The sequence below is a fragment of the Marinococcus tarijensis genome (assembly GCF_054971385.1).
The window spans coordinates 1-1669 of record NZ_JBQOJA010000072.1; the positions used below are offsets into that span (position 1 = coordinate 1).

Here is a 1669-nt window from a genome sequence, read left to right on the forward strand (position 1 = left end):
GTTGGTACTCTCAACATAACAGAGGGGCAGATGTTTTTTCATTTCTTTTTATCAAGAACATATTTTGGTGTTGAGCCCGAAAAATTCTCATGAACTCCCCTTATGCGGGGCAGGAAGTTATGATTAAGGAAACGCTTGATGGAAAGATTACTGTTTATCATCGCGGGGAAGCCATTTTAACTTATACAAAGGATGATAAGATCCTTCCACTCTCCGAACAGACACTCTCCGAACAGATAAGAAAAAAGCAGCGTTCAAAGGCTGGCACCTTCCACGCTGCATCAGATATAGAGGTCGCTGTTCGCCCACTAAGCGTCTACGACCAAATTCTTCGAGAGGGAGAGTGAAAATGATGAATCAAGTTATTGATACATACTGTGATTCACTTAAATTATCCACCATTCAGTCAGAGTGGCGTACCCTCACGGAAGAAGCTTCTAAAGATAATATACCATATCACGTCTTTCTTGAGCGACTATTGGAATTGGAAAATCAAGCGCGAATAGAGCGAAGTAGACAAACTCTACTTAAGCTCTCTCGCTTACCTTTTAAGAAAACTTTAGATGCGTTTGACTTCCAACGTATTAGTGGTGTGTCCAGAAGGGACATCGAAGAATACATGAATCTCAGCTTTATCGAACAAAATCAGAATTTAATTTTCCTTGGGCCTCCTGGAGTTGGAAAGACACACCTTGCGGTTTCAATTGCCCTCGAGGCAATCAGTAAAGGATTGAAGACATATTTCATGACAGCACAGGAGCTCGTTACGTCACTAGAGACAGCAGATGCCCAAGGAAAATTGGATAAGAAAATGAGGGGGATCGCTAAGCCCTCCCTCCTGATTATCGATGAAATGGGATACTTAAATCTATCTGATAACGGAGGTCATTACTTATTTCAAGTGATCAGCCGTCGATATGAGAATAGCTCTATTATTCTAACGTCGAACAAGACGTTCAGCCAGTGGGGAGAAGTGTTGGGAGACGGGATTATTGCGACAGCAATATTGGATCGACTGCTTCACCATTCAAGAGTATTCTCAATTGACGGTCCAAGCTTCCGAATGAAAAACAAGTCTGCCGAATAAGGCGGCAGACTTGTATAATTTTAACCCGACGATTTTGTATATAATTAAACGTCCTTGACAGCGATCACCTGAAACAGATAATGAGCGCTGCCTGGATCCAGCTTCATATAGCCCATTTCATCAATAATGAGCACCGATGGTTTGACCAGGCTGCGGATCTTTTTCTCCAGCCGGCCTTCGGCGTCCGCCTTTTGGCACTGAAGCACGAGCTCGTGCGCTGTCACAAAATATGTTTTGTAGCCATGAGCGATGGCTTCCAGTCCCAGCGAAACAGCGAGATGCGTTTTTCCGATGCCCGGAGGGCCAAGGAAAATCAGGTTTTCGTTCGCCTCGATAAAGGATAAGGTGGCACATTCCTGCATACGCCGGTGATCCACGGAGGGCTGGGCCGGGAAATCGAAATCATCCAGGGTCTTTCGAAACGGCAGGCGGGCAAACTTGAGGAGGGTCTGCACCGACCGGGCATGCTTGGCTGCCACTTCTTCTTCCAGAAGGTTGTATAAAAAGGCTCTATAATATTTGTTGGGGTTGAAGCACAAAAAAACACGCAGACTCCCATATCCGTTATACTTGCGTCGACGA

Annotated in this window: 3 protein-coding genes; 2 read left to right on the forward strand and 1 reads right to left on the reverse strand. The window is 45.0% G+C overall.

Annotated features, from left to right (window positions below):
• The first annotated feature begins 119 nt into the window (after window positions 1-119).
• Window positions 120-347 carry a hypothetical protein gene (locus ACTTK7_RS17175; RefSeq protein WP_462869321.1) on the forward strand — a complete coding sequence of 76 codons (228 nt, stop codon included), beginning with the start codon at window positions 120-122 and terminating at the stop codon, window positions 345-347.
• 2 nt (window positions 348-349) lie between these two features.
• Window positions 350-1087, forward strand: a complete 738-nt coding sequence (gene istB, locus ACTTK7_RS17180) for an IS21-like element helper ATPase IstB (RefSeq protein WP_244897368.1) — start codon at window positions 350-352, stop codon at window positions 1085-1087.
• A gap of 44 nt (window positions 1088-1131) precedes the next feature.
• Here istB and ACTTK7_RS17185 read toward each other — a convergent pair.
• On the reverse strand, window positions 1132-1669 hold a 538-nt coding region (locus ACTTK7_RS17185; protein ID WP_462869322.1), incomplete at its 5' end, for an ATP-binding protein.

Coding starts and splice junctions, on each gene's coding strand:
- istB (WP_244897368.1), top strand. CDS start 350: ATGATGAATCAAGTTATTGATACATACTGTGATTCACTTAAATTATCC.
- ACTTK7_RS17175 (WP_462869321.1), top strand. CDS start 120: ATGATTAAGGAAACGCTTGATGGAAAGATTACTGTTTATCATCGCGGG.